Annotated in this window: 20 protein-coding genes and 2 riboswitches; of the genes, 12 read left to right on the forward strand and 8 right to left on the reverse strand. The window is 62.5% G+C overall.

Annotation, left to right across the window (positions count from 1 at the left end; all coding sequences use genetic code 11):
* Positions 1-40: 40 nt before the first annotated feature.
* The 4 genes from cobM to ACTJLA_RS17615 all read right to left on the reverse strand — a co-directional run bounded on the left by cobM (position 41) and on the right by ACTJLA_RS17615 (position 2,151).
* Positions 41-787, reverse strand: coding sequence for a precorrin-4 C(11)-methyltransferase (cobM, locus tag ACTJLA_RS17600; RefSeq protein ID WP_252950885.1), 747 nt, complete (start codon positions 785-787; stop codon positions 41-43).
* 70 nt (positions 788-857) lie between these two features.
* Positions 858-1,250, reverse strand: coding sequence for a cobalamin biosynthesis protein (locus tag ACTJLA_RS17605; protein ID WP_198791217.1), 393 nt, complete (start codon positions 1,248-1,250; stop codon positions 858-860).
* The gene (locus ACTJLA_RS17610; RefSeq protein ID WP_440841722.1) at positions 1,247-1,951 is read right to left on the reverse strand and encodes a CbtA family protein; all 705 of its coding nucleotides are present in this window, start codon (positions 1,949-1,951) and stop codon (positions 1,247-1,249) included. Before ACTJLA_RS17610 ends, ACTJLA_RS17605 begins: the two co-directional genes overlap by 4 nt.
* Before the next feature lie 11 nt (positions 1,952-1,962).
* Positions 1,963-2,151: a CbtB domain-containing protein gene (locus tag ACTJLA_RS17615; RefSeq protein WP_003190735.1), complete on the reverse strand. Its 189-nt coding sequence runs from the start codon at positions 2,149-2,151 to the stop codon at positions 1,963-1,965.
* Positions 2,152-2,248: 97 nt separating this feature from the next.
* Positions 2,249-2,461, reverse strand: a riboswitch (cobalamin riboswitch).
* 41 nt (positions 2,462-2,502) lie between these two features.
* Positions 2,503-2,702: riboswitch (cobalamin riboswitch) on the forward strand.
* 92 nt (positions 2,703-2,794) lie between these two features.
* Here ACTJLA_RS17615 and cobW point away from each other — a divergent pair.
* From cobW to ACTJLA_RS17635, 4 genes are all read left to right on the forward strand, one after another.
* A complete protein-coding gene (gene cobW, locus ACTJLA_RS17620; RefSeq protein WP_054920821.1) occupies positions 2,795-3,856 on the forward strand; it encodes a cobalamin biosynthesis protein CobW in 1,062 nt (353 codons plus the stop codon).
* Positions 3,857-3,858: 2 nt separating this feature from the next.
* On the forward strand, positions 3,859-7,620 hold the full coding sequence (cobN, locus tag ACTJLA_RS17625) for a cobaltochelatase subunit CobN (RefSeq protein WP_440841725.1): 3,762 nt from the start codon (positions 3,859-3,861) through the stop codon (positions 7,618-7,620).
* A gap of 165 nt (positions 7,621-7,785) precedes the next feature.
* Entirely contained in the window at positions 7,786-8,790 is a 1,005-nt protein-coding gene (locus ACTJLA_RS17630; RefSeq protein ID WP_440841727.1) for an ATP-binding protein, read from the forward strand.
* Between the two features lie 53 nt (positions 8,791-8,843).
* A complete protein-coding gene (locus ACTJLA_RS17635) occupies positions 8,844-9,446 on the forward strand; it encodes a vWA domain-containing protein (protein WP_054897518.1) in 603 nt (200 codons plus the stop codon).
* 168 nt (positions 9,447-9,614) lie between these two features.
* Here the strand turns inward: ACTJLA_RS17635 and ACTJLA_RS17640 are convergent, their stop codons facing one another.
* Complete coding sequence (locus tag ACTJLA_RS17640; protein ID WP_440841729.1) at positions 9,615-10,562, reverse strand: DUF1853 family protein; 948 nt, start codon at positions 10,560-10,562, stop codon at positions 9,615-9,617.
* Between the two features lie 144 nt (positions 10,563-10,706).
* On the opposite strand from ACTJLA_RS17640, the gene ACTJLA_RS17645 reads away from it, so the two are divergent.
* From ACTJLA_RS17645 to pepN, 6 genes are read left to right on the forward strand one after another with little or no spacing between them, the layout of a single operon-like run.
* Positions 10,707-11,597, forward strand: a complete 891-nt coding sequence (locus tag ACTJLA_RS17645; protein ID WP_003217892.1) for an NAD(+) kinase — start codon at positions 10,707-10,709, stop codon at positions 11,595-11,597.
* Positions 11,594-12,568, forward strand: a complete 975-nt coding sequence (locus ACTJLA_RS17650) for a metallophosphoesterase (protein ID WP_161793215.1) — start codon at positions 11,594-11,596, stop codon at positions 12,566-12,568. Before ACTJLA_RS17645 ends, ACTJLA_RS17650 begins: the two co-directional genes overlap by 4 nt.
* Positions 12,565-13,434: a rhomboid family intramembrane serine protease gene (locus tag ACTJLA_RS17655; protein WP_440841733.1), complete on the forward strand. Its 870-nt coding sequence runs from the start codon at positions 12,565-12,567 to the stop codon at positions 13,432-13,434. Before ACTJLA_RS17650 ends, ACTJLA_RS17655 begins: the two co-directional genes overlap by 4 nt.
* 14 nt (positions 13,435-13,448) lie before the next feature.
* Positions 13,449-13,709, forward strand: a complete 261-nt coding sequence (locus ACTJLA_RS17660; RefSeq protein ID WP_003190750.1) for a YeaC family protein — start codon at positions 13,449-13,451, stop codon at positions 13,707-13,709.
* Positions 13,706-14,536, forward strand: coding sequence for a DUF2797 domain-containing protein (locus ACTJLA_RS17665; RefSeq protein WP_072434501.1), 831 nt, complete (start codon positions 13,706-13,708; stop codon positions 14,534-14,536). The genes ACTJLA_RS17660 and ACTJLA_RS17665 overlap by 4 nt, the downstream gene beginning before the upstream one ends.
* Positions 14,537-14,549: 13 nt before the next feature.
* Positions 14,550-17,207 (forward strand): aminopeptidase N, encoded by a 2,658-nt coding sequence (gene pepN, locus ACTJLA_RS17670; RefSeq protein WP_236454673.1) that lies wholly within the window; start codon positions 14,550-14,552, stop codon positions 17,205-17,207.
* Between the two features lie 137 nt (positions 17,208-17,344).
* Here pepN and ACTJLA_RS17675 read toward each other — a convergent pair whose 3' ends face one another.
* Genes ACTJLA_RS17675 through ACTJLA_RS17685 form a run of 3 tightly spaced genes read right to left on the reverse strand, consistent with a single transcriptional unit; the run spans position 17,345 to position 20,628 of the window.
* Positions 17,345-18,187: a metal-dependent hydrolase gene (locus tag ACTJLA_RS17675; protein ID WP_034126050.1), complete on the reverse strand. Its 843-nt coding sequence runs from the start codon at positions 18,185-18,187 to the stop codon at positions 17,345-17,347.
* 15 nt (positions 18,188-18,202) lie between these two features.
* A complete protein-coding gene (locus ACTJLA_RS17680; protein ID WP_236454671.1) occupies positions 18,203-19,093 on the reverse strand; it encodes an SDR family NAD(P)-dependent oxidoreductase in 891 nt (296 codons plus the stop codon).
* Positions 19,090-20,628: a flavin-containing monooxygenase gene (locus ACTJLA_RS17685; protein WP_072448438.1), complete on the reverse strand. Its 1,539-nt coding sequence runs from the start codon at positions 20,626-20,628 to the stop codon at positions 19,090-19,092. Before ACTJLA_RS17685 ends, ACTJLA_RS17680 begins: the two co-directional genes overlap by 4 nt.
* A 287-nt stretch (positions 20,629-20,915) precedes the next feature.
* On the opposite strand from ACTJLA_RS17685, the gene ACTJLA_RS17690 reads away from it, so the two are divergent.
* Entirely contained in the window at positions 20,916-21,914 is a 999-nt protein-coding gene (locus ACTJLA_RS17690) for an alpha/beta fold hydrolase (protein WP_440841736.1), read from the forward strand.
* A 307-nt stretch (positions 21,915-22,221) separates the two neighbouring features.
* Positions 22,222-23,502 carry an alkane 1-monooxygenase gene (locus ACTJLA_RS17695; protein WP_440841738.1) on the forward strand — a complete coding sequence of 427 codons (1,281 nt, stop codon included), beginning with the start codon at positions 22,222-22,224 and terminating at the stop codon, positions 23,500-23,502.
* Positions 23,503-23,511: the final 9 nt, after the last annotated feature.

Raw genomic sequence — 23,511 nt, forward strand, 5'->3', positions numbered from 1 at the left:
TCGCAGGCAAGCCAGCTCCCACATTGTTGTTCGCATTGCTTCAGGGGCGGTAGAGGTGCGCATGCCCTGCGCGGTACAGCGACGACTCGCTGAAACTGTCACTGGACAACACCCAGCCCACCACAATCAACGCTGTCCGCCGAAATCCCTTCGCCGCGACTTTCTGGGCAATGTCACTCAGCGTACCGACCACCCAATCCTGATCCGGCCAGGTGGCACGGTGTACCACGGCAATCGGGCAGTCTGCGCCATAGTGCGGCAACAGTTCAGCAACGATCTTCTGCAGATGATTGACCCCCAGATGAATCGCCATCGTGGTGCCATGTCGCGCCAGGCTGTCGAAGTCTTCACCGGGGGGCATGCTGGTTTTATCGGCGTAACGGGTCAGGATCACGCTTTGGGCGATGTCCGGCAGGGTCAGTTCGGTCTCCAGCAAGGCCGCGCACGCCGCGACCGCCGTGACCCCTGGAATGATCTGGAAAGGGATGCCCAGCTCACGCAAATGGCGTATTTGTTCACCAATCGCCCCATACAGGCTGGGATCGCCGGAGTGCACCCGCGCCACATCCTGGCCTTTGGCATGGGCCATCTTGATCAACTCCATGATCTGTTCCAGGTGCAGCTCGGCACTGTTGACCACCTGGAGCGCCTGATGACCTTCCAGTACGGCGGCGGGCACCAGCGAGCCGGCGTAGATGATCACCGGGCAACTGCGGATCAGCCGCTGGCCCTTGACGGTGATCAATTCCGGGTCGCCGGGGCCGGCGCCGATAAAGTAGACGGTCATGGAGAAGTCCTGTTCAGAAACGGGTGAGCATGAACACGGCTCATGCTCAAAAGCGGCAATTATCGGGATTTTAGCCCGCGCAGGCCAATGCAAGGGTGGCCTGTGCGCTTTTCTGGCGGGTGATCAGCAGGCGCGCATGGCGATTGGACAGGTGCTCGGCCAGGGCCAGGGCGGCGCTTTCGGCCACCCCATAACAGCCGGTATGGGCAAACGCCAGCGTTGAGCGATGACTTAGCCGATGCTCATAGTCCGCCAGTCGCTCGGCGCTGAAGCACTGCAAGGGCAGGTTCAACCGCTGGGCCAGCGCCAGCAGCCCAGGTTCATCGCGCTTGCGATCAATGCTTGCCAGCGCAGTTATGCGTGAGCGATCAATGCCTGCCGCGGCCAGGGCTCCGTCCAGCAACGCCAGCAGGCTGTGAACCTCACAGCCACGCTGGCAGCCCAAACCGACAACCAGCATCATGCCGAGTATTGGTCGTCGCGGTTGCGGCGGAACAACCAGGCGCTGATCAGGCCCAGGGCCAGCCAGAAGGCGACGTTGGTCAATTGCGAGGCGATCTTGAACTGCGCTTCGAGCGCCTCCGGGGCCAGCATCGAATGTACCTCAGGTTGCGGCGCGCCGATGACGTGGGGCACGGCAAGAATCGCCAGCCCAAGGCCTTTCAACAGCCAATTGCGACCGAACACGATCAGCGCCAGGCCGGCGGCGGTGGAGGCTGCGGTGCCGATCCACCAGGTCTGGCGCAGTGTCAGGTCCGCGGCCGCAGTGCCCGGCAGTTCCGGTGGCAGGCCCAGGGTGGGGGCCAGTACAAAGGTCGCGTAGCCGGCCAGGCCCCAGAGCAGGCCTTGGGCGGTGCGGGTCGGCGCACGCAGCGTGTAGAGGCCGGCGAGCATCAGTGCAAAGCCTACGGCCACCACCAGGTTGCCTCCAGTGGTGGACAACACACGCTGCCAGCCATCTTCCGGCTCCCAGGCTTGGGCATCGTGGCTGTGGGCAGCAGCGCCAGCGGCGTGCTCGTGCACCATTTCGGCGGCTGGCGGGGCTTTTTCAAAGCTTTCCGCCCGCAGGATCAGCGGTGCCACCCAGAAACTTTGCAGCAGGGTCAGCAGCAAGGCAGCCAAAAGCCCAGTGAACCCTGCGGTTTGCGCAATACGCTTGATCATGTCGGCAGCTCTCAATGGCACGGGAACGCAGCGCTGTGGCGGGTATCGTGGGCGGCGTTGTGCACCGCCTCGATATGCGAGAACCCGGCGAAATACACCAGGCACGCGCCAAGGATCGACGCACCGATGGCGGCGGTCAGGCGTTGGCTGAGGGTGGCGGTGCTAGTAGCGGTGTGCGAAGTGCTGCTGATGATCGACATGGCGCGTCCCTTTCAGGTGTCAGGGTGAAACGAGCGCATGAAAACCCCACGCGCCAGGCACGCAGGGTTCTGAACAGCGCCCGCCCACCGCGGGTTTGTTATCTGAATTTTTCGGGCCGGTCTCCGGGCTTGCGAGGGGCGGCTCTTGAAAGAGTCCTCCTGAAAGCATCGCCTTCCCATGCAAAAGCACAGTGGCCGTGACGCTTCGCTCGCTTACCGTTGCGGGGGCAGCACCGGACTGGTCATAGGTCTATGACGCACCGGTTTCCCGTTTCACCCTGTGAAGGGCACCCGAAACAAGGCGTGTAGGAGAGCATGGGCCGGGACGGTAGTCAAATGCTGCAAGCCACTGTAGCCTTGCACCTTCGAGGTTCTTCGGCCCAGGCCGAAGCTAAGAAGGGAACGCGGTTCAAGCCGCGGCTGCCCCCGCAACTGTGAAGGGTTCAGTTGACTGCCACGCCACTGCCGATAGGGCGGGAAGGCGCAGTCAGCATTGGTCGCAAGACCTGCACACCCCAAGCCAGGAGACCTGCCTCGCAACCGATTTTCCAATTCAACCGGGCGGGGTGATCCGGTGACGAATCCGCTGCTGCGCGCTGCCGCAGGGCCTGTCGTCCCGTATGCCCGCCCCAAAGGGCATCCGATGAAAACACTGGCCAAACTCCCCGTCACCATCGTTACCGGCTTCCTTGGCTCGGGCAAAACCACGTTGTTGCGCCATATGCTCGACAACGCCCAGGGCCGTCGCATTGCGGTGATCGTCAACGAGTTCGGCGAGCTGGGCATCGACGGGGAAATCCTCAAGCAGTGTTCTATCGGTTGCACCGAAGAAGAGGCCAATGGCCGCGTCTACGAGCTGGCCAACGGTTGCCTGTGCTGCACCGTGCAGGAAGAGTTCTTTCCGGTGATGCGCGAACTGGTCGCCCGTCGCGGTGACCTGGACCATATCCTCATCGAAACCTCGGGCCTGGCCCTGCCCAAGCCGTTGGTGCAAGCCTTCCAGTGGCCGGAAATCCGCAGCGCCTGCACCGTTGACGCGGTGATCACCGTAGTCGACAGCCCAGCCGTGGCCGCCGGTACCTTTGCCGCCTTCCCGGACCAGGTCGACGCCCAGCGCAAACTCGACCCTAACCTGGACCACGAATCACCCTTGCACGAACTGTTCGCCGACCAACTGGCCAGCGCTGACCTGGTGATCCTCAACAAATCCGACCTGATCAGCGCCGAAGACCTGGCCCGTGTGCGACTGGAAGTGGCCGAAGAACTGCCGCCGGCGGTGAAGATCATCGAAGCCAGCAGCGGTCGTCTGCCCCTGGACGTGCTGATCGGCCTGGGCGCCGGTTCCGAAGAGCATATCGACGGGCGTCACAGCCATCACGACCATCACCACGAGGGTGAAGACGACCACGATCACGATGCCTTTGACTCCATCTCCATCGACTTGCCCCAAGCCGATGAGGCGCTGCTGCTCGACGCCCTGACCCAATTGGTGGTGCAGCACGGCATCCTGCGGGTGAAAGGTTTCGCCGCGATCCCCAACAAACCGATGCGCCTGCTGATCCAGGGTGTGGGCACGCGCTTTGACAAACACTTCGACCGTGCCTGGGGCGCTGACGAAGCACGCACCACGCGCCTGGTGCTGATCGGCCAGGAACTGGACGCCGCTGGCCTCGAAGCGCAATTACGCGCTGCCCTCAGCGTTTAACCATGCACCTGCTCAGGACCCAACCCGGTGGTTTCGTCGCGGACGACAATATTGCCGACCTTGGCCAGACCCCCGCTGAACTGGTGATCCTGTGCAGCGGCGATTCCAGCCTGGCGCTGCTCGCCGAAGCCGCCCAGCAATTGCCCGAGGATTACCCCAGCCTGCGCCTGGCCAACCCGATGCAGGTGCAGAACCATGCCTCGGTTGACCTGTACGTCGACGAGGTATTGCGCCACGCCAAGGTCATCCTGCTGTCATTGCACGGCGGTATCGGGTATTGGCGCTACGGCATCGAGCGCCTGGTGGAGTTGGCCGAACGTGGCGTCACCCTGATCCTGGTGCCGGGTGACGACCGTCCGGACCCGGAACTCAGCGGCCTGAGCACTGTTGCTGCCGAACACCGCGAGCGTCTGTGGCACTTCCTGCGCCAAGGTGGCCTGGGCAATGCCCTGGATTTTTATCACTGCCTGGCCAGTGTCCACCTGGGCTGCGACTATGCCTGGGCCGAGCCACAAGCGCTGCCGCGCACGGCGATCTATCACCCGCACAACGCCAATGCCCGCCTCAATGACTGGCAGGCCGATTGGCAGCCCGATTGGCCTGTGGCTGCGGTGCTGTTCTACCGCTCCCATTTACAGGCTGCCAATACCGGTTTTATTGATGTGTTCTGCCAGCGCTTACAGGCGGCGGGCCTCAACCCGTTGCCTGTCGCGGTGGCCAGTTTGAAAGAACCCGGCTGCCTCTCGGTGGTCGAGGACCTGTTGGATGACGTGCAAGCCGCGGTAATTCTGAACACCACCGGCTTTGCCCAATCGAGCCCGGAAGCGCCGCATTTGCGCCCGTTTCGCCGCAATATCCCGGTAATCCAGGCGATCTGCGCCCAGGACAACCAACCCGGCTGGCAGGCCAGCGAACAAGGCCTGGGGCCCCGCGACCTGGCGATGCACATTGCCTTGCCGGAGTTGGACGGGCGCATCATCAGCCGGCCGATCAGCTTCAAGGACCTGGCCTGGCGCAGCGAGCGCAGCCAGTCGGACGTGGTGTGCTACCGCGCAGCGCCCGAACGCATGGATTTTGTCGCTGAGCTGGCACGCCGTTGGGTCGAGTTGGCGCGGGTGCCCAATGCCCAGAAAAGGATTGCGTTGATCCTCGCCAACTACCCGACCCGCGACGGTCGCATCGGTAACGGCGTGGGCCTGGACACCCCGGCGGCAGCGCTGAATATCCTGCGCGCCTTGCAAATCGAGGGCTACCCGGTAGCGGAGCGGCTGCCCGACAGCGGCACCGCGCTGATCCAGGAACTGCTCGGCGGCGTCACCAACGATCTCGACAGCCTCGACCTGCGCCCCTGCCATCAAAGCCTGGGCCTTGTGGAATACCAGGCGATGTTTGATCGTTTGCCAGCCTCCAATCGCCAGGCCGTGCTGGCGCGTTGGGGTGCCCCCCAAAACGATCCGATGTGCCGCGATGGCCGCATGATGATCGCCGGCCTGCGCCTGGGCCTGACCTTCGTCGGCATCCAGCCGGCCCGGGGTTACCAGGTAGATGCCAGCGCGGTGTACCACGACCCGGACCTGGTGCCGCCCCATGGCTACCTGGCGTTCTATTTCTGGCTACGCCATACCTACGGCGCCCACGGCGTGATCCATGTGGGCAAGCACGGCAACCTGGAGTGGCTGCCCGGCAAAGGCGTGGGCCTGTCGGAGCACTGCTGGCCGGATGCATTGCTGGGGCCGCTGCCGAATGTCTACCCGTTTATCGTCAACGACCCGGGTGAGGGCGCCCAGGCCAAGCGGCGCACCCAGGCGGTGATCATCGATCACCTGATGCCACCGCTGACCCGCGCCGAAACCTACGGCCCGCTGCGTGACCTTGAGTTATTGGCCGACGAATATTACGAGGCGCAATTGCTTGACCCGCGCCGTGCGCTGGAGCTGCAAAAAGACATCCTCAAGCTGGTGCGCGAAACCCGTATCGACCAGGAGCTTGAACTGGGCAGTGAGGCGGACGCGGCGGTGTGGCTGCCGCGCCTGGATACCTACCTGTGCGACTTGAAGGAATCGCAGATCCGCGATGGCCTGCATATCTTTGGCGAGTCGCCCGAGGGCCGTTTGCGTATCGACACCTTGCTGGCGCTGTTGCGCATTCCCCGTGGCGATGGCCGGGGCCCGCAGTCGAGCCTGCTGCGTGTGTTGGCCAAGGCATTCGACCTGGGGTTTGATCCGCTCGATTGTGCACTGGCCGAGCCCTGGACGGGGCGGCGCCCGTTGGTGTTGCAGAAGATTGACGATCAGCTGTGGCGTACGGCCGGGGATACCCGTGAACGTCTGGAGTTGTACGCGGCGCGCTTGATCGAGCAGGCGTTGGAAGGCCCCATCGAACAGTTGGAAGAGCCCGGCTGGCAGGAGGTGAAGTCGGTGATCGAAAGCCTGCGCATTGTCGTCGCGCCACGCCTGGATGCCTGCGGCCCCGCAGAGATGCGCGGCTTGCTCGATGCCTTGAATGGGCGTTTCGTCCCGGCCGGGCCCAGCGGTGCGCCGAGTCGCGGTCGGCTGGATGTGCTGCCTACGGGGCGTAACTTCTTTACCGTGGACGTACGCAACCTGCCAACCACCACGGCGTGGCGTCTCGGTTTCCAGTCGGCCAACCTGATTCTTGAGCGGCACCTGCAAGACCATGGCGACCACCTGCGCCAGCTCGGCCTGTCGGTATGGGGCACCGCGACCATGCGCACCGGCGGTGACGATATCGCCCAGGCCATGGCACTGATGGGCGTGCGCCCGGTATGGGCCACTGGCAGTCAGCGGGTGGACGATTTCGAGATCCTGCCGATCAGCTTATTGGACCGCCCGCGGGTGGACGTGACCCTGCGCGTATCCGGGTTCTTCCGCGATGCGTTTGCCAACCTGATCCGCCTGTTCGATGCGGCGGTGCAGGCGGTGGCCGCCCTGGATGAACCCGACGACATGAACCCGCTGGCCGCCAAAGTACGCAGTGAACGCCAAGCATTGCTTGAGGCGGGCCTGGATGAAGGTGCCGCGGCCAAGCAGGCCGGCTGGCGCATTTTCGGCGCCAAACCGGGTGCCTATGGCGCGGGCGTGCAGGGCGCGATTGACGGGCGCTTGTGGCAGAGCCGCGAGGACTTGGCCGAGGTCTACCTGAACTGGGGTGGTTACGCCTATGGTGGCGCTGACGAAGGCACTGCGGCCCGCGAGCAATTTGCCCAGCGTTTGAGCCAGGTGCAGGCGGTGTTGCAGAACCAGGACAATCGCGAGCACGACTTGCTCGACTCCAACGACTACTACCAATTCCAGGGCGGCATGCTGGCCGCCGTGGAAACCCTGAGCGGCGAAAAGGCCGCCAGCTACCATGGCGACCACAGCCAGCCGGACGTGCCGAAAATCCGCACCTTGAAGGAAGAGCTCAACCGGGTGATCCGTTCCCGTGCGGCCAACCCCAAGTGGATCGAGGGCGTGAAGCGCCATGGCTATAAAGGCGCGTTTGAAATGGCCGCGACTGTGGACAACCTGTTCGCCTTCGACGCTACCACTGCGCTGATTGACGATCACCAATACGCCTTGCTCGCCGATGCCTACCTGTTGGACCCTGACACCCGTGCCTTTGTGCAACAGCACAACCCCGATGCCCTGCGCGACATGACCGAGCGCATGCTCGAAGCCCAGCAACGTGGCTTGTGGCAGGCACCGGGGGCGTACCGCGAAGCCTTGGAAAACCTGTTGCTGGACATAGAAGAAGACAGCTGAGTGATCATTCCCGCGCTCCGCTGATCATTCCCACACTCTGCTGATCGTTCCCACGCTCCGCGTGGGAATGCAGCCCGTGACGCTCTGCGTCACAAGAACGGACGCCGAGCGTCCAGCGAAGCGTTCCCACGCGGGAGCGTTTGAACGCGTTATTAAGAGTTGACTATGACTGACATTCCCCATTTTCCGCTGTCCGCCGTGGTCGGCGCCGACGACTTGAAACTGGCACTGTGCCTGGCCGCCATCGACCCGAAGATCGGCGGCGTGCTGATCGAAGGGCCACGGGGCATGGCCAAGTCGACCCTGGCCCGTGGGCTGGCAGACCTGCTGGCCAGCGGTCAGTTTGTAACCTTGCCCCTGGGGGCGACCGAAGAGCGCCTGGTCGGCACCCTGGACCTGGACGCAGCACTGGGCGAAGGCCGTGCGCAATTCTCCCCGGGTGTGTTGGCCAAGGCTGACGGCGGCGTGCTGTACGTGGATGAAGTCAACCTGCTGGCCGACCACTTGGTGGATCTGCTGTTGGACGTAGCCGCCAGCGGCACCAACCTGATCGAACGCGACGGGATTTCCCATCGCCATGCGGCGCGCTTTGTACTGATCGGCACCATGAACCCGGAGGAGGGCGAGTTGCGCCCGCAGTTGCTCGACCGCTTCGGCTTCAACGTGGCCTTGAGCGGGCAGACTCTGCCCGCCGAGCGCGGGCAGATCATCCGGCGTCGCCTGGATTTCGACACTGACCCGGCAGCGTTCTGCGCGCAGTGGGCGCCAGCGCAAGCTGCCTTGCGCGAACGCTGCACCCTGGCACGGGCACGGCTAGACAGTATCGCCCTGGATGACCAGGCGTTGTCCCGCATCACCGAGCGCTGCTTTGCCGCAGGGGTCGACGGCCTGCGTGCCGACCTGGTCTGGTTGCGTGGCGCCCGTGCCCATGCGGCTTGGCGTGGCGCCGCTGCTATCGAGCAGGAAGATATCGACGCGGTGGCGGAGTTCGCCTTGCGCCATCGCCGCCAGCAGCAAACCCCGGCAGGCGCGCCGCCCCAGCCGGATGACGGGCCGTCATCGTCACCCTCTGATACCTCGCCCGGCCAAGGCCAGTGGGGCGATATGCTCGCCCCCGCCTTGCCCACGGGCGCACGCCGCGATGTACCCACCTGGCCAAAAAAGCCCTAGGCATCCGCCCCCGACCTGACGCGGGGGCGGATGCCCGGCCCCAGGCGGGGCGATTGAACACCGGCAGGCAGGGCAAGGCCCGCAGCGCACAGCGCGGGGCGATCAATTGGCCGGGCACGTTGCTGGGTGGGCGGCCGCAATGCCGTGAGGACCTGCTGTTCCACCTGCGCAGCCGGTCGGCTCCTGAACTGTGGCTGGTGATTGTCGATGCCTCGGCGTCCACGCGGCGCCATCGGGCACTGACCGATGCCAAGGGGCTGCTGGCCCAGCTGTTTGATGATGCTTATCGCCAACGGGCGCGCATGGCGTTATTGACGGCCAGCGGGCAATCGCCGAAGTGGCAGGTGCAAGGTTTGAAGGCGGCGAAAGGCTTGTCCGATTGGTTGGAGCAGTTGGGGGCGGGCGGGGGCACGCCGTTGCTGGCTGCGCTGACCGAGGCGGGGCATTGGTTGGCGGCGCGACGCAAGCGCTATCCCGCCGAGCAACAGAAGCTACTGGTGGTGACCGATGGGAGGCTCAAGGCGATTGGTGCGCTGCCGCGATTGGAGTGCCCAGGCATGTTGATTGACATCGAGCGTGGGCCGATCAGGTTGGGGCGGGCTGAGGAATTGGCGGTGGGGTTGCAGTTGGAGTATCAGCACATCGATAAGCTGTAGCGCCTGGGCTATCGCCATCGCAGGCAAGCCAGCTCCCACATGGAATCGGCGCTGCGGTCAATTCTGTAGGAGCGAGCTTGCTCGCTCCTACAAAAGGCAAGCCAGCGGCGCGGTCAAACTGTGGGAGCTGGCTTGCCTGCGATGAGGCCCTCAAACACCCCACACCTATCAGCCTGTCCCCGGCACATTCGGCCAAAGATCAGCCACCAGAAACAACCGCTCGGCTTCCTCCCACTCCTCACCGTTCGGCACCATGCGCACCAGCAACTGCGCCGGGGCCATTGGGTCTAGCTCTGCCAGCCAACCTTGCATCTGCACCTCACTCCACACTTCATCGGCCGGGTAATGCGCGGGCGCCAGCCAGGCATGGCGGGGCAGGGGTTGCCAGCGGCCCGCCGGGCGGGTGCTGACAAAGTCTGTCCAGTCGCGCTGATGCAACCAGCGCCCACGCAGATGCTGCGGGTGAGCGCCGAGGGGGGAGTGCGCCGCGCCGGGCCAGGGGTAGAGCAGACAGCCGCCGAGCCACAAATGCGCATCGAACGCTTGGATACTCAACGCCGCCAATGCCTCGCGGCTTTCTGCCCGCGCGGAGATTGGCAATTGATGCTCGGCCAGGTGCGCGAGTTTGCGGTCCAGCCGATCATGGCAGCCAGGCCCCAGCCATTGCGTAGCGTCCTGGCCGTTGCCGTCCTGCGGGCCGAGGTAGAGTTTGATCGCCAGTTCCAGGTGGTGCACCCCATCGCGGTCGCGCAGCAGCATGTCCAGTTCGCCCAGCGTGTGCCCGGCACGGCGGATCGGCAGGTTGGCGGCCAGCAACTCCACACCCGGCGCCTGCTGCACCGCAAATTGCCACAAGCGCTCGTAGTACAGGCCCAGGCGCCGGGTACGTGACAGGCTCAGCCACTGCTGCAACGCGCTGCTGTCCTGGTCCAGCTGGCGCAGCCAGGCTTCGAGTTGGTGAGGGGCTTGCACCCAGTCACTGCCCGCCAGCGGATGGCGCTGCGGCCAAGGCGTCTGCGCCAGCATCGGTGGTGCGAGCATCACCCACGCCAGGTCGCGCACCTCGGGGTGGCGCAGTTGGCGGGGCAGGGTGTGCAAGTCGGGGAATGGGGTCATGGTCCGAGCATAGCCTTTTCAGCGTGCAGAAGGTGCCTGAGAACCATTGTCATCAAGGCTTGGCGGCGACAAAGGATTTTGCCTGAGACGGCCTTTCGCCCATAATCGCTCTTTTTGCCTCACCCCAGATCCCGCAGGAGCCCCATGGAGCAATTTCGCAATATCGGCATTATCGGTCGCCTGGGCAGTACCCAGGTGTTGGACACCGTCCGCCGGCTGAAGAAGTTTCTGCTCGAGCGCCACCTGCATGTGATCCTCGAAGACACCATCGCTGAAATCCTCCCTGGCCACGGCCTGCAAACCTCGTCGCGCAAGATGCTCGGCGAGGTGTGCGACATGGTCATCGTGGTCGGTGGCGATGGCAGCCTGCTCGGCGCCGCCCGGGCGCTGGCGCGGCATAACGTGCCGGTGCTGGGGATCAACCGCGGCAGCCTGGGGTTCCTCACCGACATCCGCCCCGATGAGCTGGAAGTCGAAGTGGCCAAGGTGCTCGACGGCCATTACCTGGTGGAGAACCGCTTCCTGCTGCAGGCCGAAGTGCGCCGCCATGGCGAGGCGATCGGCCAGGGCGATGCCCTCAACGATGTGGTGCTGCACCCGGGCAAATCCACGCGGATGATTGAGTTCGAACTGTATATCGACGGCCAGTTCGTGTGCAGCCAGAAGGCTGACGGCCTGATCGTCGCCACGCCTACCGGCTCAACCGCGTATGCGCTGTCGGCGGGAGGCCCGATCATGCATCCCAAGCTCGATGCCATTGTGATCGTGCCGATGTACCCCCATATGTTGTCCAGTCGGCCAATTGTGGTCGATGGCAACAGTGAGCTGAAAATCGTGGTGTCCAAAGACATGCAAATCTACCCGCAAGTCTCCTGCGACGGGCAGAACCATTTCACCTGCGCCCCCGGTGACACCATCACCGTGAGCAAGAAGGCACAGAAGTTGCGCTTGATCCACCCGCTGGATCACAACTACTACGAAGTGTGCCGTACCAAGTTGGGCTGGGGCAGCCGCTTGGGAGGTGGAGGCGACTGATGCTCGATCCCGCGCGTAGCTACGACCTGATTGGTGACGTGCACGGTTGCGCTCATACCCTTGAGCACTTGCTCGACCAATTGGGTTACCACAAGCAGGGCGGCACTTGGCGCCATCCGTCACGCATGGCTGTGTTCCTGGGCGATATCATCGACCGTGGCCCACGCATCCGTGAGGCGCTGCATATCGTCCACGATATGACCGAGGCCGGCCAGGCGCTGTGCATCATGGGTAACCACGAGTTCAATGCGTTGGGCTGGACCACGCCGGCCCCGCCGGGCAGTGGCAAGCAGTTCGTGCGTGAGCACAACCCGCGCCACGCCCGCTTGATCCAAGAGACCCTGACGCAGTTCGAACACCACCCGGCCGACTGGCACGACTTCCTCGGCTGGTTCTACGACATGCCGCTGTTTGTCGACGCCGGGCGTTTTCGCGTAGTGCACGCGTGCTGGGATGACAGTTTTATCCAGCCGCTGCGCGCGACCTTCCCGGACGGCTGCATCGACCAACACTTCCTGCAAGCCGCCGCCGTACCGGGCAGTTTTGCCTGCAATGCATTCGATCGCCTGTTGCGCGGCACCGATATGCGCCTGCCCGATGGGCTCACCCTGACCGGTGGCGATGGCCTGACGCGGTCGTTCTTTCGCACCAAGTTCTGGGAAGACGACCCCAAGACCTACGGCGACATCGTGTTCCAGCCCGACGCCTTGCCAGAGCCGGTGGCACGCACGCCATTGTCGTCCACGCAAAAGAATTCCCTGCTGCGCTATGGCGTCGATGAACCGCTGTTGTTCGTCGGCCACTACTGGCGCAGCGGCAAACCGGCGCCGATCCGCCCGAACCTGGCCTGCCTGGACTACAGCGCGGTGCTGTACGGCAAGCTGGTGGCGTATCGGCTGGACCAGGAAACCCAGCTGGATCCGCGTAAATTCGTATGGGTCGACGTTGAGCGACCAGAGGCCATTCCATGAGTACCGTAGCTGTATTGCGCTTGCCCCTGAGCGTTGACCTGGGTGGTTTCGTCAAGTTGCTGCACCGCATGCAGGTGCCGCACCGCGTCAGCGAGGAGGCCGGTGAACAGGTGCTGTGGGTGCCCGAGGCCATCAGCGACGATGTGCGCGTGTTGTATCAACGCTTCCCCGCTGGCGACCCCGACCAGCAACTGGATATTCCCGAGCAGGCGCCGGTTGCGCGGCCAGGCTTTGTCTTGCAGGTGCGCCACAGCCCAGTCACCGCACTGGTGCTGTTGGCCAGCCTGATTGTGGGTGCGGTGACCCTGCTGGGTGAAAACCTGCAAGCCATGGCCTGGCTGACCTTCCTGCCGTTCCGGGTGCTGGGCGAGTACATCCAGTTCACACCGTTGGCCGACACGCTGGCCTCGGGGCAGTGGTGGCGCCTGGTCACGCCGATGCTGATCCACTTCGGCATCCTGCATCTGGCGATGAACGGCATGTGGTACTGGGAGCTGGGTCGGCGCATTGAAGCGCGCCAGGGCAGCATCAACCTGCTGGGCCTGACCCTGTTGTTCAGCCTGGCCTCCAACTACGCGCAATACGCCTACGGTGGCCCCGGGTTGTTTGGCGGCTTGTCTGGCGTGTTGTACGGCCTGCTCGGGCACTGCTGGATCTTTCAATTATTGTCGCCCAACCCGGCCTATCGCCTGCCCCGTGGGGTGCTGGTGATGATGCTGGTGTGGTTGTTGCTCTGCCTGTCGGGGCTGGTCTCGATGATCGGTTTCGGCGAAATCGCCAACGCGGCCCATGTGGGCGGGTTGGTCATCGGTTGCTTGACGGGTTTGCTCGGCGGTTTGTACAACCGTCGCAAAGCGTCTCTTTGATAAGGAAGAGCCTTATGTCCTCTTTTGCTGAAATGATCGAAAACATCACCCCGGACATCTACGAGAGCCTCAAGCTCGCGGTAGAGATCGGCAAATGGTCCGATGGCCGCAAGCTCACCGCCGAGCAGCGCGAATTGTCGTTGCAAGCGATGATCGCCTGGGAGATCCAGAACCTGCCCGAAGAGCAGCGCACCGGCTATATGGGCCCGCAGGAGTGCGCGTCCAAATCCGCGCCAGTACCGAATATCCTGTTCAAGTCGGATGCGATCCATTGATTGAAATTGGTCGCGGTGCAGTCAGCAAAATGTCGGCGCAGCTCGGTGAGCCGACCGTTCAATACGCCTTTCGCCTGGGCGACACCGAGGTGCCGGTCAATCCGCTGATCGGTACCCATATCCGCCTGGAATACCTGGGCGCGATTCATTGCAGCCATTGCGGGCGCAAGACCAAGACCAGCTTCAGCCAGGGCTACTGCTACCCCTGCATGACCAAGCTGGCCCAGTGTGACCTGTGCATCATGAGCCCCGAGCGTTGCCATTACGACGCCGGTACCTGCCGCGATCCGGGCTGGGGCGAGACATTCTGCATGACCGATCACGTGGTGTACCTGGCCAACTCGTCGGGCATCAAGGTCGGCATTACGCGTGCTACGCAGTTGCCCACCCGTTGGCTGGACCAGGGCGCCAGCCAGGCGCTGCCGATCATGCGCGTGGCGACACGCCAGCAATCGGGCTTCGTCGAAGACCTGTTCCGCAGCCAGGTGGCCGACAAGACCAACTGGCGCGCCTTGCTCAAGGGCGACGCGCAAGCGGTGGACCTCAAGCAGGTGCGTGATGAGCTGTTCGCCTCTTGCGCCGAGGGCTTGCTGGGTTTGCAGGAACGCTTTGGCCTGCAAGCCATCCAAACCATTGCCGACATCGAGCCGATTGAAATCCGCTACCCGGTCGAGCAGTATCCGACCAAGATCGTCAGCTTCAACCTGGACAAGAACCCGATTGCCGAAGGCACGCTGCTGGGGATCAAGGGCCAATACCTGATCTTCGACACCGGCGTCATCAACATTCGTAAATACACGGCCTACCAGCTCGCCGTGCATCAGTAGAAGGATCCCAAGCATGCGCACCGAACAACCGAAGATGATTTACCTGAAGGACTATCAGGCGCCGGACTACCTGATCGACGAGACGCACCTGACCTTCGAGTTGTTCGAGGACCACAGCCTGGTCCACGCGCAGTTGGTGATGCGCCGCAACCCCGAGCGCGGCGCCGGTTTGCCTCCATTGGTACTCGATGGCCAGCAACTTGAGCTGTTGAGTGTCAACCTGGCCGACCAGCCGCTCACGGACGTTGACTACCAGTTGACCGACAGCCACCTGACGGTGCAGCCAAAGAGTGAGACTTTCACCCTCGACACCACCGTCAAGATCCACCCGGAAACCAACACCGCCCTGGAAGGCTTGTACAAATCCAGCGGTATGTTCTGCACCCAGTGCGAGGCCGAAGGTTTCCGCAAGATCACCTATTACCTCGACCGCCCGGACGTGATGAGTGTGTTCACCACCACGGTGATCGCCGAGCAACACAGCTACCCGGTGCTGTTGTCCAACGGCAATCCGATTGCCAGCGGCCCTGGCGAAGACGGCCGGCATTGGGCGACCTGGGAAGATCCGTTCAAGAAGCCGGCGTACCTGTTTGCGCTGGTGGCCGGTGACCTGTGGTGCGTCGAAGACAGCTTCACCACCATGACCAACCGCGAAGTCGCGTTGCGCATCTACGTCGAGCCGGAAAATATCGACAAGTGCCAGCACGCCATGACCAGCCTGAAAAAATCCATGCGCTGGGACGAAGAAACCTATGGTCGCGAGTACGACCTCGACATCTTTATGATCGTGGCGGTCAACGATTTCAACATGGGCGCCATGGAGAACAAGGGCCTTAACATCTTCAACTCCAGCGCCGTGCTGGCCCGCGCCGAAACCGCTACCGATGCCGCCCACCAGCGCGTCGAAGCCATCGTCGCCCACGAATACTTCCATAACTGGTCGGGCAACCGCGTGACCTGCCGCGACTGGTTCCAACTGTCGCTCAAGGAAGGCTTCACCGTGTTCCGTGACTCGGGCTTCTCTGCCGACATGAACTCGGCCACGGTCAAACGCATCCAGGACGTGGCGTACCTGCGTACCCACCAGTTCGCTGAAGATGCCGGCCCCATGGCCCACGCCGTGCGCCCGGACAGCTTTATCGAGATCTCCAACTTCTACACCCTGACCGTGTATGAAAAGGGCTCGGAAGTGGTCGGCATGATCCACACCTTGCTCGGTGCCGAGGGCTTTCGCAAAGGCAGCGACCTGTATTTCGAACGCCATGACGGCCAGGCCGTGACCTGCGACGACTTCATCAAGGCCATGGAAGACGCCAATGGCGCCGACCTCAGCCAGTTCAAGCGCTGGTACAGCCAGGCAGGTACCCCGCGCCTGGCGGTAAGCGAGGCTTACGATGCGGCGGCCAAGACCTACAGCCTGACCTTCCGCCAGAGCTGCCCGCCGACTCCGGACAAGGTCGAGAAATTGCCCTTTGTGATCCCGGTGGAGCTGGGCTTGCTGGACGGGCAGGGCGCCGGCATTGCCTTGCGCCTGGCCGGTGAAGCGACAGCGGGCGACACTTCGCGGGTAGTCTCGGTGACCGAAGCGGAGCAGACGTTTACCTTCGTCGACATCGCTGAAAAACCCTTGCCTTCGTTGCTGCGTGGTTTCTCGGCGCCGGTGAAGCTCAGCTTCCCCTACAGCCGCGATCAACTGATGTTCCTGATGCAGCACGACAGCGACGGTTTCAACCGCTGGGATGCTGGCCAGCAGTTGGCTGTGCAGGTATTGCAGGAACTGATCGGCCAACACCAGGCTGGCCAGCCGCTGAAGCTTGATCAGCGCTTGATCGACGCGCTGCGCACGGTGTTGAGCGATGAAAGCCTGGACCAGGCCATGGTCGCCGAAATGCTCTCGCTGCCGAGCGAAGCCTATCTCACGGAAATCAGCGAAGTGGCGGATGTGGATGCCATCCACGCTGCCCGCGAGTTTGCCCGCAAGCAACTGGCCGACAACCTGTTCGAAGGCTTGTGGCTGCGCTACCAGGCCAACCGCGAGCTGTCCAAGCAAACGCCTTACGTGGCAGAGGCCGAGCACTTCGCCCGCCGTGCGCTGCAGAACATCGCGCTGTCTTACTTGATGCTCAGCGGCAAGCCAGAAGTATTGGCGGCCACCCTGGATCAGTTCGACACCAGCGATAACATGACCGAACGCCTGACGGCGTTGGCGGTGTTGGTGAACTCGCCGTTCGAAGCAGAGAAAGCCCAGGCCTTGGCGGTGTTTGCCGAAAACTTCAAGGACAACCCGCTGGTCATGGACCAATGGTTCAGCGTACAGGCCGGCAGCACCTTGCCGGGCGGGCTGGCACGGGTCAAGGCGTTGATGGAGCACCCGGCGTTCACCATCAAGAACCCCAACAAGGTGCGCGCACTGGTGGGCGCATTTGCCGGGCAGAACCTGATCAACTTCCATGCGGCGGATGGCTCGGGCTATCGCTTCCTGGCGGACCTGGTGATCCAGCTCAATACGTTGAACCCGCAGATCGCCTCGCGCCAACTGGCGCCGCTGACACGCTGGCGTAAATACGACAGCGCACGGCAGGCGCTGATGAAAGCGGAGCTGGAGCGCATCCTGGGTGCGGGTGAGCTGTCCAGCGATGTGTTTGAGGTGGTCAGCAAAAGCCTGGCGTAAACCTCATTGCTTTATGTAGGAGCGAGCTTGCTCGCGAGGAACTCACAGGCGCCGCGTTCATTCAGGAAGCACGCGTCATCGTTGACGTTTTTCGCGAGCAAGCTCGCTCCTACAGGCGGCAGGATTGATCCCTGGCACTAGGCCGATTCATAGCTGCGGCGCGTGCGCTCTATCTCTTCGACCAACCGGTCAATGCCCGCCAACCGTGCTCGGTTGTCATGATCCCAAGGATGAAAGCCCGGCTTGAAATAATGCAGCCACGGCCGGAACATCCGTGGAAACACCCCCTTGGGCCCATACAAGAACTTCACCATGCGCCACAAGCCCTTCAGCGTGCCGCCCGAAGTGCGGTCGGCAATCAACAGGCGCACGTGAAAATCCAGCACCACCACCCAGAACAGCACGCTGGTGGTCAGCATGGTCCCCGTGCGCAGCAGGTAACGTGCAGGCCCTGGTTTGATCACCCTGTTCCACACATCGAACGCCACGGCTTTGTGTTCGGTTTCTTCCAGGGCGTGCCAGTACCACATCTGCTGGTAACCCTTGAGTGAGTCGCCAAAGCGCGACGGGTCGCTCAGCAGGATTTCTGCGAGCATGGCGGTGTAGTGTTCCAGGGCGATGGTCACCGCCAGGTTGAACGATGGCGGCAGGTGTTTTTTCTGCAGGTCGAGGAAGAACTTCAAGCGTCGGTCAAGGGTGTGCGCCGGCAGGCCGGCCGCTTGCAGCAAGTCGTTGTAGGCCACGTGCTCACGGCTGTGCATGGCCTCCTGGCCGATAAACCCCTGGATCTCTTTTTTCAGTTCGGCATCATCGATCTGCCCACGGTAGTGGCGCACGCTGTCCATGAAGAACAGCTCGCCCTGGGGAAACAGCAACGACAGGGCATTGAAGAAATGGCTGACCACAGGCCCTTGTTCGTGCCAGTTCTTGATGCGCTCGGCAGGCAAGGCAAAACGGATATCGCGACGGATCGGCAGCATGGTGCGTTCTCCTGTTCAGAGTCGAGGCTCGTCGTTGGTTTCAAACACCGGCGTGCGCGGCTTGGGCGCCATGCGCTTGCTGGCGAACACCACCAGAGCCTGATAGGCCGCCGGCAGGCAACGGGCGAGCAGGTCGAGGAAATAGGCATCGCGGCCAATCAGCACGCGACGCTTGTTTTTGCGTACGCCTTGCAGGATCACTTTGGCGGCCTGGTCAGCGTCGGTGATGAAGAGTTTTTCGAAATCGGCGCGGGCTTGTTGCTCGCTGTGGATGAGAAAGCCGGTCATGTTCGCGTCGATGCGGCTGCTGCGGCAGATGTCGGTACGAATGCCACCGGGGTGTACACAGGTGGCCGACACGCCGCAGCGTTGCAGGTCGAGTTCCTGGCGCAAGGCTTCGGTGAAGCCGCGTACCGCGAACTTTGTAGCGTTGTAGCCGCTCATGCCGGGCTGGGCGAACAGGCCGAACACGCTGGACGTATTGATGATATGCCCGTCGCCGCTGGCCTTGAGGTACGGCAGGAATGCCTTGGTGCCATGCACCACTCCCCAGAAGTTGATGCCGACGATCCATTCCAGGTCGGCGTAATCCACGCCTTCGACGGTGCTCGACAGCGCCACCCCGGCATTATTGAAGACCAGGTTGACCTTGCCGTGCTCGGCCGCGCAGCGTGCTGCCCAATCGTGCATGGCCTGGCGGTCGGACACGTCCAGCACTTGGGTGGTGACAGTGACGGGCGACAAGGTCGAGGTGCGGATCAGCGCCAGGGTCTGTTCCAGGCCCTGGCTGTTTTTGTCTGCCAGCGCCAGATGACACCCTTCCCGCGCCAGGGCCAGGGCCAATGAGCGGCCCATGCCGGAAGCCGCGCCGGTGATCGCCGCAACGCGGCCGTTGAATGACTTCATGACAGGCTGCCTTCTGTGGTGGAGTGGGGCGTTGCAACCGCTCGCGGCAGGGCGGGCGCCGGCGCCTGGCTGACGCTGTAGTCTTTGAGGGCAAAATGCCGGGTGACCTGCTTGAAGCGCCAGGTCGAACCGGGCCACAGCGTGGTGTTCTTGCCGGTGCGCGGGTCGAGGTACCAGCTCTGGCAGCCGCCGGTGTTCCAGATGGTGCGCTTGAGCTTGTCCTGCAACTGCTGGTTGTAGGCGTGCTCCACGGCGGGTTTGACCTCTACCGTGGTAAGGCGCTGGCGCTGCATGTGTTTCAGGGCGTCGAGGATGTACGCGACCTGAGCCTCGATCATCAGGATCATCGAGTTATGCCCCAGGCCGGTGTTGGGGCCCACGATCAGAAACAGGTTCGGGTAGCCCGGCACGGTGGTGCCTTTGTAGGCATGGGCGCCATCGCGCCAGGCATCCATCAGGTCGATGCCGTCACGGCCGATGATGCAGCCACGGGGCAACGGGTCGCTGGCCTGGAAACCCGTGCCGAAGATCAGGCAATCGGCGGGGTGCTTGATACCGTCGGCGGTAATCACGCCGTCGGCTTCGATGCGCAGCACGCTGTCGGTGACCACCTCGACATTGCTGCGCGAGAGTGCCGGGTAGTAATCGTTGGAGATCAACACGCGCTTGCAGCCGATGGTGTAGTCCGGCGTCAGGGTTTTGCGCAGGGAAGGGCGGGCCACTTGTTTGCGCAGATGACGCAGGGCAATTTTCTGCACCATTTTCATCAGACGTGGATGCAGGGCAAAGCCCACCACACGGCCTTCCAGCGCCCAGTAAAGCGTAGCGCGCACCAGCTTCTGGGTGAGCGGTACATGCTTGAACAACCAGCGCTCGGCAGCGGAAATCGGCCGATCAGGCTTGGGCATGATCCACGGCGGTGTGCGCTGGAACAGGTCCAGGTGCGCTACCTGCGGGGCGATCTGTGGCACGAACTGGATGGCGCTGGCACCGGTGCCGATCACCGCCACGCGCTTGCCCTTCAAGGAGTACTCGTGATCCCACTGCTGGGAGTGGAAGCGCTTGCCCTTGAAACTGTCCAGCCCTGGGATATCCGGCATTGCCGGGCGCGACAAGCCCCCCATTCCCGACACCAGCACCCGTGCGCTGACGTGGCGGCCGTTACTGAAGGTCAGCTGCCAGCGCTGCTGCTGTTCATCAAACACCGCACGTTGCAGGCCCATGCCAAAGCGCAGGTAGGGCGCCAGTTCGAAGCGCCTGGCGCAGTCTTCCAGATAGGCGCGGATCTCGGGTTGCGCCGCGAACTGTCGCGTCCAGTTCGGATTGGGCGCAAAGGAAAACGAATACACATGGGACTGCACGTCGCAGGCGCAACCTGGGTAGTGGTTGTCGCGCCATGTACCGCCGAGGGTCTGGGCCTGTTCGGCGATAAAGAAGTCGGTGAGCCCGGCTTCCTTGAGTTTGATCGCCATGCACAGGCCCGCGAACCCGGAGCCAATGATGGCGATGTCAATTGAGTCACTGGGGGCATTCATAGGGCTGCCTCGTCAATAAAACGCTTGGGCATCGGATGTGCTCCTGTTTTTGTTTTGTCTTTTAGATAGAACACCATTGCAAAGGAAAATTGAATTATTTATTTTAAAAAAGATTTTAAATAATCTACCTGAAAAATTCGCCTACGCTAGGACCTTGTTGCGCATGAGCGATTTGTCCGACGGATGAACGTGGTATGCATGAAGTGTAGGTCCAGGGCGTAGACGATGGCTGGGGTCAGATCAATTCCGGTCGGGTCGCCAGCAGCAGGGAAGCAGAGGACCGAGCTATGGCTGTCGAATGGGTTGTCGCTGCGGGTGTGCTGGCGGGCGCCAGTGCTGCGTTATGGGGCTTGAGTGCCTGGATGACGCGGCGCATTGAAGCGACCGTGCCGATCAACGGGCGTTTCGTCGAGGTGGATGGCGAGCGCTTTCATTATGTCGAAGAGGGCAAGGGCCCGCCGCTGGTGATGATTCACGGGCTGATGGGCAGCAGTCGCAACCTGACCTATGCCTTGTCCGGCCAGTTGCGTGAGCATTTTCGGGTCATCAGCCTCGACCGGCCGGGCTCAGGCTATTCCACCCGGCACAGCGGCACGCCGGCAGACTTGCCGGCCCAGGCGCGACAAATCGCGGCCTTCATCAAGACGCTGGATCTGGGCAAACCGCTGATACTGGGGCACTCTCTGGGCGGCGCGATTGCCCTGGCGCTGGCCCTCGACCATCCTCATGCGGTGTCCGGGTTGGTGCTGGTTGCGCCCTTGACTCACCCCCAACGCATGCTGCCGCTGGTGTTCCTGTCTCTGGCCGTGCGCCCGGCCTGGCTGCGGCGCTGGGTGGCGCACACCTTGACCCTGCCCATCGGCCTGCTGACCAAAGAATCGGTGGTGAAGGGCGTATTTGCCCCCGATCCTGCGCCGCCGGACTTTGCCACCCGTGGCGGCGGTTTGCTGGGCATGCGCCCCGACAATTTCTACGCGGCGTCCACCGAGATCAACCGGGTCAACGACCACCTGCCGGAGATGGTCAAGCGCTACTCCCGATTGACCCTGCCCATCGGCCTGATCTACGGGGCGCAGGACAAGGTGCTCGACTTCCAGAAACACGGCCAGGCCCTGGCCAGCAAGGTGCCAGGGCTGAAAATGCAAGTGATCGAAGGCCGTGGGCATATGTTGCCGATCACCGCCACCGAGCGCGTGGCGGCGCTGGTGGAGCAGGTGGCCAAGCGGGCTCGACCCGGCGAGAGCGTACGGCCAATAAATCCACCTGTCGCCCTGGCGAGCCAGTAACAGTGCCATCTGACTGCGGCGCCTGGCGTTGACGCCTGCCCCTGAGCATCTGACCAGACGGCTGAAAAGAGACTGCTCGGTCACGGAAAAAAGGGCTGGAGAAACTAGTTGACGACCTAACGATTCCGCGCTATTTATTTAAAAAAATTATTTCAATGTGTAATTTGAAATTATTTTTGAAATGCCTAAGAGCGAATAAAATAATGAAAAAAACGCCTTTTATCGCATGGTTGATTTCCCGGAGCAGTCAACGCTCCGTATACCTGTCGTCTGCCTCGTTGCCCACCGAATGCGTTCGGAGGCTGCCATGAACCAGACTCTGGCAGCCCCGCATGTCTGGGCCGACGGCAAACGCCACCTGTGGTGGCTCGGCATCATGCCGCTGGCGACGCCCTTGCTCTCCGGCGCCCTTGCCATCACCACAGGCGTGCAACAACTGTGGTGGGTGGGCGTGCTGGTGATCTTCGGCTTGATCCCGCTGATTGACGGCCTGCTCGGCGAAGACGTCAGCAACCCGCCCGAATCTGCGGTCAGCCACCTTGAATCCCAACGCTACTACCGCTGGATCGTCTACACCGGCGTGCTGTTTGTGATTGCCTCGGTGGTCATCACCGGTTGGCTCGCTGCGGGCGGTATCGACTGGATCATCAACGGCGGCCTGTTGCACGCCACGGCCACCCTGGAACCTTCTAACTGGCTGGCCAGGACCGCCGCGTTCATCACCACCCGCACTGAACTTCACGGTGCAGTCAGCTGGTTGACTTATGTGGGCATGGCCATGTCCACCGGTGCCGCCACCGGCATTGCCATCAATACCGCCCATGAACTGGGGCACAAACCCAAACCCCTGGAAGTGTTCCTGGCCAAGGTCACCCTGGCGCCGACCTTCTACGGCCACTTCTACACCGAACATAACCGTGGCCATCACGTACGGGTCGCCACCCCGGAAGACCCCGCCAGCTCGCGCCTCGGTGAAAGTTTCTGGGCATTCCTGCCGCGTTCGGTGTGGTTCAGCGCCGTGTCGGCCTGGAACCTGGAGCGCGAACGCCTGCGCAAACTCGGCCTGCCGACCTTGCACTGGAAGAACGCCGTACTCAGCGCCTGGATGTACAGCGTGGTGTTGTGGGGCGCAATGATTGCCTGGCTGGGGGCGGCGGTAATTCCGTTCCTGATTATCCAGGGCATCTACGGGTTCTCGTTGCTGGAAGTGGTGAACTACGTCGAGCATTACGGCCTCAAGCGTCAGAAGTTGCCCAATGGCCGTTATGAACGCTGCTCACCGCGTCACTCGTGGAACAGTAATCGAATTGTCACCAATATCTTTCTGTTCCAGTTGCAGCGCCACTCCGATCACCATGCCAACCCCACGCGTAGTTATCAGTCGCTGCGTCACTTTGATGAATCACCGCAACTTCCGTATGGCTACGCCAGCATGATTGTCTGGGCTTATGTGCCGTACTTGTGGCGGCGTCGCATGGACCATCGTGTACTGAATCACTATGCCGGCGATATCAACCTGACCAATCTTCAGCCGTCAAAGCGCTTGAAGTACCTGGAGAAGTACAGCGGTAGTGCCAAGCCGTTTTGAGATGAAGTA

The organism is Pseudomonas sp. 22072 (assembly GCF_052046095.1).
In the GTDB taxonomy this organism is placed as follows: Bacteria; Pseudomonadota; Gammaproteobacteria; order Pseudomonadales; family Pseudomonadaceae; genus Aquipseudomonas; species Aquipseudomonas paracarnis.

Coding starts and splice junctions, on each gene's coding strand:
- cobN (WP_440841725.1), top strand. CDS start 3,859: ATGCACCTGCTCAGGACCCAACCCGGTGGTTTCGTCGCGGACGACAAT.
- ACTJLA_RS17685 (WP_072448438.1), bottom strand. CDS start 20,628: ATGAATGCCCCCAGTGACTCAATTGACATCGCCATCATTGGCTCCGGG.
- cobW (WP_054920821.1), top strand. CDS start 2,795: ATGAAAACACTGGCCAAACTCCCCGTCACCATCGTTACCGGCTTCCTT.
- pepN (WP_236454673.1), top strand. CDS start 14,550: ATGCGCACCGAACAACCGAAGATGATTTACCTGAAGGACTATCAGGCG.
- ACTJLA_RS17610 (WP_440841722.1), bottom strand. CDS start 1,951: ATGATCAAGCGTATTGCGCAAACCGCAGGGTTCACTGGGCTTTTGGCT.
- ACTJLA_RS17605 (WP_198791217.1), bottom strand. CDS start 1,250: ATGATGCTGGTTGTCGGTTTGGGCTGCCAGCGTGGCTGTGAGGTTCAC.
- ACTJLA_RS17640 (WP_440841729.1), bottom strand. CDS start 10,562: ATGACCCCATTCCCCGACTTGCACACCCTGCCCCGCCAACTGCGCCAC.
- ACTJLA_RS17695 (WP_440841738.1), top strand. CDS start 22,222: ATGAACCAGACTCTGGCAGCCCCGCATGTCTGGGCCGACGGCAAACGC.
- ACTJLA_RS17645 (WP_003217892.1), top strand. CDS start 10,707: ATGGAGCAATTTCGCAATATCGGCATTATCGGTCGCCTGGGCAGTACC.
- ACTJLA_RS17680 (WP_236454671.1), bottom strand. CDS start 19,093: ATGAAGTCATTCAACGGCCGCGTTGCGGCGATCACCGGCGCGGCTTCC.
- ACTJLA_RS17690 (WP_440841736.1), top strand. CDS start 20,916: ATGGCTGTCGAATGGGTTGTCGCTGCGGGTGTGCTGGCGGGCGCCAGT.
- cobM (WP_252950885.1), bottom strand. CDS start 787: ATGACCGTCTACTTTATCGGCGCCGGCCCCGGCGACCCGGAATTGATC.
- ACTJLA_RS17655 (WP_440841733.1), top strand. CDS start 12,565: ATGAGTACCGTAGCTGTATTGCGCTTGCCCCTGAGCGTTGACCTGGGT.
- ACTJLA_RS17675 (WP_034126050.1), bottom strand. CDS start 18,187: ATGCTGCCGATCCGTCGCGATATCCGTTTTGCCTTGCCTGCCGAGCGC.
- ACTJLA_RS17630 (WP_440841727.1), top strand. CDS start 7,786: ATGACTGACATTCCCCATTTTCCGCTGTCCGCCGTGGTCGGCGCCGAC.
- ACTJLA_RS17615 (WP_003190735.1), bottom strand. CDS start 2,151: ATGTCGATCATCAGCAGCACTTCGCACACCGCTACTAGCACCGCCACC.
- ACTJLA_RS17660 (WP_003190750.1), top strand. CDS start 13,449: ATGTCCTCTTTTGCTGAAATGATCGAAAACATCACCCCGGACATCTAC.